At 61.9% G+C, this 5,847-nt stretch carries 4 protein-coding genes and 1 pseudogene; 3 read left to right on the top strand and 2 right to left on the bottom strand.

Annotated features, from left to right (window positions below):
- The 3 genes from NKJ06_RS34005 to NKJ06_RS33995 form a co-directional block, all read left to right on the top strand.
- On the top strand, window positions 1–919 hold a 919-nt coding region (locus NKJ06_RS34005; RefSeq protein ID WP_352812301.1), incomplete at its 5' end, for a tyrosine-type recombinase/integrase.
- Window positions 912–1,439 (top strand): tyrosine-type recombinase/integrase, encoded by a 528-nt coding sequence (locus NKJ06_RS34000; RefSeq protein WP_352812299.1) that lies wholly within the window; start codon window positions 912–914, stop codon window positions 1,437–1,439. The genes NKJ06_RS34005 and NKJ06_RS34000, both read left to right, overlap by 8 nt.
- Entirely contained in the window at window positions 1,421–1,906 is a 486-nt protein-coding gene (locus NKJ06_RS33995; protein WP_352812298.1) for a tyrosine-type recombinase/integrase, read from the top strand. Before NKJ06_RS34000 ends, NKJ06_RS33995 begins: the two co-directional genes overlap by 19 nt.
- A 1,392-nt stretch (window positions 1,907–3,298) precedes the next feature.
- Here the strand turns inward: NKJ06_RS33995 and NKJ06_RS33990 are convergent.
- The gene (locus tag NKJ06_RS33990) at window positions 3,299–4,330 is read right to left on the bottom strand and encodes an IS110 family RNA-guided transposase (RefSeq protein WP_352812296.1); all 1,032 of its coding nucleotides are present in this window, start codon (window positions 4,328–4,330) and stop codon (window positions 3,299–3,301) included.
- 105 nt (window positions 4,331–4,435) lie between these two features.
- A pseudogene (locus tag NKJ06_RS33985) lies at window positions 4,436–5,847 on the bottom strand (ISL3 family transposase); the annotation flags it as partial.

Raw genomic sequence — 5,847 nt, 5'->3', positions numbered from 1 at the left:
TATCGCCAGCTTTGTCGATCACCGGCAAGCAATCGGAATGCGCTTCCGCACGGAGGTGCGCACGCTCAAGTCGTTCTGTCGCTTCGTCGGCGACAGACCTCTGCCGGAGGTGACGGCCGACCGAGTGTTGGCCTTTCTGGCGGGACGCGGCCCGGTGACCCGTTTCTGGGAACGAAAGCATTCTGTTCTGGCGGGCTTCTATCGGTTCGCGATGGCCCGGGGGCATACAAACATATGGCCGTTGCCACGCGCCGTCCCCAAGCCGACGGAAGCCTTCGTTCCCTATATTTACTCCCGTGAGGAGATCGGTCGTTTACTCGACGCCGTCGTCCTGATCGACCATCCTCGCTGTCCTATTGATCCGGACACATACCGAACGCTCCTGCTTCTCCTTTACGGCGCGGGGCTTCGCCTTGGAGAGGCACTGTCCCTCACCTTAGCCGACGTCGACCTCGAGGAAGGGGTCCTGTGCGTCCGCGAGAGCAAGTTTTACAAGACCAGACTGGCTCCGATCGGCCACGACCTCATGCGCATCTTATCCCGGCACGCTTCTCGCCGCCGCGAAGGCCAGTCTGCAGAATCCCTCTGGTTCCTCACGCGCCAGGGCGCCCCTGTGACCCTGCAACACGCTGAGAGGATGTTCTGCCGATTACGCGTCAAAGCGAATGTCGTGTGCGCCGGCGCCGGGCCGCGACATCAGCCTCGCTTGCATGACCTTCGTCACAGTTTTGCAGTTCACAGCCTCCTCTCCTGGTATCGCCAAGGCGCCGACGTCCAACGGCTCCTGCCCAAGCTCTCCACCTACCTTGGCCAGGTCAACATCTCGGGCACGCAGCGATACCTAACCCTAACCCCGGACCTTCTGCGTGAGGCCAGCGCGCGCTTCGAGCATTACGCCATGGAGATGCCCAATGCGTGACGAGGCGCTCCTTGGCCCCTGGATCCGGCGGTTCCTACTCGAACACGTGATTGCCGAACGGAATCTCGCCCGCAACACCCAGCAGGGTTACCGCGACGGCTTATGTCAGCTTCTCCCGTTCGTTGCGAAGCGGGTCGGCAAGTCCATTGATCGCCTGAATGTCGTCGATTTATCGGCCGAGCTAATCCGCGCCTTCTTGACCGATATCGAAGTGACGCGTCGATGTTCGATCGCCACCCGCAATCAACGTCTTGCCGCCGTTCGGGCGTTCGCTGGCTTTGTCGGCGAGCATAGCCCCGTCCACATCGAATGGTCGGGCCAGATCCGTTCGATCCCGTTCAAGAAGACCGATCAGGCGGTCGTTCCTTACCTCGAAAAGGCGGAGATCGACGCCTTGCTCGCCGCTCCAGATCGGCGGACAGAGCAGGGTCGGCGCGACTACGCCCTGCTGCTGTTCCTCTACAACACTGTGCGAGAGCGTCAGAGGCGGTCGGCGTCAAGGTGGCGGACCTGGACCTGAACGCCCCCAGTGTCAAAATCCATGGCAAGGGCGGCAAGCAGCGATACTGCCCATTGTGGACCGCCACCGTCGTCGAGTTACGGGCACTCGTCGCTGACGGAGCCCCTTCTCGATCCGTCTTCCTCAATCGCTGCGGCCAACCCATCACTCGCTTCGGGATCCATACCGCCGTCGAGCGTTATGGCCTCAAGGTCGTCGCCAAAATGCCGTCGTTGGCAACAAAGCGCGTAAGCCCTCACTCCATCCGCCACACCACGGCGACCCATCTCCTGCGCGCCGGCGTCGACATCAACACAGTCCGCGGATGGCTCGGGCACGTCTCGCTGGACACCACGAACGTCTATGCAGAGGTCGACTTCGAGACCAAGGCTAAGGCGCTCGAAAAATGCGAGGCGCCGAGTCTCGGCAAGATCCCAAAACGATGGCGTGATCAACCGGCGCTGATGGACTTCCATCGGTCCCTGTAACCCGCTTTGTTATGTGGCGCTCGGCGTCCTCATCGGCCTGCCACCTCTGGCCCGCGGCGGCCGACGCCACATCTCTACCGAAGCCACATTACGCACCCGGCTCTTCCCGAGGGTAACCCGCGTCATATCCGTGCCTGCGCCCAAGTTCGAGTGATGCGCGGAGTTGGCAGGGGGAAGCGCGCCGTCAGGGTCTCGAACTCCGACCAGCCCATGCGCCGTCCCTTGCGGGGTACCCCTGTCCGTCTCTTGCTTCTCGCCGCTCTCAAGGACGCCAGCCCGCAACCACAGCCCAATGAGCCGTAGGATACGAGGATCAGCGATTCTGTGCGCCACCATCCGCAGCAGCCACTCGTGGTCGACCGAGTCGAAAAGCTGCGAATGTCGGCATCACCCAGGTCACACGCTGGCTCATGATTGCTGTATGCAGGGCATCAAGCGCCATGTGGGGGCTCCGCCCCGGCTGGAAGCCGGTAGGAGAACCCCAGGAAGTCAACCTCGTAAACAGCACTCAGCACCTCGGCCACCGCGCTTTGGACGATCTTGTCTTCCAGCGCCGGCACCCCGAGAGGCCGTTTACCGCCATCGGCTTTGGGAATGTAGACCCGCCGCACCGGCTGTGGCCGGTAGCGATCGGTGTGAACCCGTTCGCAGAGATCACGGATGTTATCCGTCGCCCCTCTTCGTACTTCGCCACGGTCATCCCATCGACCCCAGCACTCGCATGTCGCCTCTGTCGCCGAAACGCCCGGTAAAGGGCTTCTTCGTCGACGTGGTGCAGCAGGGCCGTGAACCGGGTTTGGGGCAGCCTGCTTGGCCGCCGCGTTCACCCGCTCGAGGTTCAGCGGCAAGGCAACCCGGCTCTGTGTCCGGACCTTGGCCTCCTCGCGCAGGCTCCCCTCAGGCTGGTCCCTTCCCTCCATTCGCCTCGTTTCCTTCGACGGCTTCACGGGTACTATGAACCAGTCCGACTCCCGACCTCAGCTCGGACGGCAGCTCTGACAGTACCTTGCTGCTGTCCCCCGCTGGAGACCAATCCAGCGGACCCGGTCAGGCCTCTCATGTTCCGATGATTGTCAATGACCACGGAATCGGGACCCTGTTTTTTCGCGCAAAAGGGGCTCTGACGCATATGTGGAACGGCCCGGTTGGCAAGGTATTTGTCGCGTAAATCGCCGTCGGACGGTGCAGTCATATGTCCGGCCTGTCGTCGCGGTCGTTGACCGCTGGCCACGATGAGATCCGCGATGCCGATTGCCTAATCACTTTCACGCGCTCGGATGGCGCATTGCGTCAGACGGTCTAATCGGTATCGAGGTGGCGTCCCTCGGGGTCATCACACGTTGGCACCTTGCCGCTCTATCCCGGCATCAGCATGCCAGAATCCCTTTTGTTCTATGCTCGCGTCATGATCAACGGTGCCTGATAGGTACCGCCTTTGGCGAGAAGCGCCCATATCGTCCGTGCCATCTTGTTGGCCAGCGCCACGGCCGCGACCTTGTAGGGCCGACGCGCCATCAAAGAAACGACCCAGGCGGGGAGCTTCACGCCACGACGTGCCTGTTTCAAGATCGATGTCGCCCCGACGATCAGCAATGTTCGCAACTGCTTGTTGCCTTGCTTCGATATTCTGCCGAGCCGCTCCTTGCCGCCGCTGGAGTTGGCCCTCGGCGTGATCCCGATCCAGGCCGCCAGATCGCGTCCCGTTCTGAAGGCTGCGGGATCATGGATGGTTGCAAGGACCGTCGCGGCGATGATCGGACCAACGCCGGGGATGCTGGTGAGCCGTCGAGCGGTTTCGTCGTTCTTCACGGCGGCAACGATCTTCGTGTCGAGCGCTTCGATACGAACCGTCAGCCTCTCGATTTGCTCAGCCATCTCCAGGAGTGCTGCTCGCGCTGCGGATGGAAGGCGGGCATCGTCGCCGTCGCGTAGAATGGCGATGAGTTTGGCGATGCTGGCCATGCCGGTTGCGGCGATGATCCCCAGCTCGGCCATATGAGCGCGCATCGCGTTTGCCGTCTGGCTCCGCTGGCGCACAAAAAGCTCCCTGGTCTTCAGCACCATTCCCTCCGCCTGCTCTTCCGGCGATTTGATCGGCACGAAGCGCATGGTCGGACGCGTTACCGCCTCGCAGATTGCCTCCGCATCGGCTGCGTCGGTCTTATTGCGCTTCAGATAGGCTTTAACATAAGCCGGCGGCATAATCCTCACGGTATGGCCGAACTCGCCGATAGCGTTCGCCCAGTGGTGCGCGCTGGCACAGGCCTCCATGCCGATGAGGCAGGGTTCAAGGCCGCTGAAGAAGTCAAGCATCTGCGATCGCCGCATGGCGCGCCGGACAACAACGCGACCATCTTCTGTAATGCCGTGGACCTGGAAGACCGACTTGGCCAAGTCCTGACCGATTGTGGTAATCTTTTCCATGGAACGGTTCCTTCTGTTTCGTGGCGACAGGCATCATCACGATAGGCACCTTCGATGCCGGTTCGAAGGGCCGTTCCACACCATCACTCTCGCTGCGGCCACAGCCTAAGTTGCACCGATGAGGCGCGCCTGGAGCAGATCAATCTTGGCGCGGCCGTACATTTGGCGCTTGATGAGTTTAAGCTTGGTGATCTGGCCTTCGGTCTGGCCATTCGACCATGGAGAGATAATGGCGTTGCGGACTGCGGCGATGTCCTTTTGGACCCCGTTTGCAAAGGAGCCGACGAGGCTTGCCTTCGCGCCCTCGAGCCAAGCGTCCAGTTTTGCGACCGCCTTTGATCGGATCATCTGCTGAAAGTCGTCGATCAGCGTTCGCGCGATGGTCAGGTCAGGCACATTGCTCTCGATTGCCGCGACCAGCAGGGCGTCGGATTTGGACAGGTCGTCGCGCGCCAGCGTCATGAGCCTGGCGATGCTTCGTGCCGAAGGCGTGCGGGCAAGTGCGCTTTGATCGGCCCTTTCAGCAAGGCGTCGGCGCCGCGCCTATTCAGAGACGACGCCGATCTGGCCACGAAAGCCTTTCTTACGCATTTCGCGCCAGAGCGCCGAAGCATTGCGGCGCCTTGGTCCCAGCGGCCGTCAAGCCAGGGAAGCCATTCCTCGAGCGAACTCTGCCGGACGCGGAACATGTCGGAGCGCTGACCGCGCAGGACGCAGCGGACGAGCTTGCGGCTAATGTCCGGTACGCTTGACGATCTGCTTGATCGGCACACCCTGCTTCGACAATTCCAGAATGGCCTCGTTTGTCTCCTGGCGAGCCGCTCGGCATAGGTGAGAAGCTTTGGATCGATGATTGTGCTGCCTACTGTCTTTCGGATATGCCGCATGGACTTGCTGACTGCATCAAGGAAGCGCGGCTGGCGTTTTCCATCAGATGCCAGCGGTCGGCCACCTGATCGGCATGAGGCAAGGCCTTGGCGATCGCCTCGCCATATCCGCCACCCCGATCGCGAGCGACAGTCACAATGGAAGGATGATTCGTCAGCCAAGCCTGCGAATGTCGCCTGTTCGCGATCAGGCAGCAATGTCACTGGCCTGCGGCGCTCAAGATCGCAGACAATCGTCCCGTATCGTTGGCCGCGCCGGAACGCGAAGTCGTCGATGCCGATGATGGCGAGCTTGTCGCGCGGCGGTTCAGTCCGGCGGCGCACGACACGCAACAGGGTATCGTTGCTCACCGGCACCATCAGGCGATCGGCAAAGGCTGCGGCAGGCCTCCGCCTAGCGCCAGTCCTAAGTGATGAACGATCGTCTCAAGGCGTCCGGTTCTCCGCGATAACGGGGCTAAAACATCGGCGCCAAACCGCTCGGCAAAAATGCGGCGGCGGCAAAGAACGGCGTCGCACCAGAAACGGCGAACCGTCACCCGCAAGACCACCCGCCGGCCGGCGATGGGCAGATCGGCGGCTTGCCGCAGATATCGGCTCTGGGTCCGGCGTGAACTCGTCCCGCAGCAC

The organism is Mesorhizobium sp. M0293, from assembly GCF_040321735.1.
Lineage (GTDB): Bacteria > Pseudomonadota > Alphaproteobacteria > Rhizobiales > Rhizobiaceae > Mesorhizobium.
Note: the sequence above shows the minus strand (reverse complement) of the source record. Positions and strands in the feature narration are given on the sequence as shown.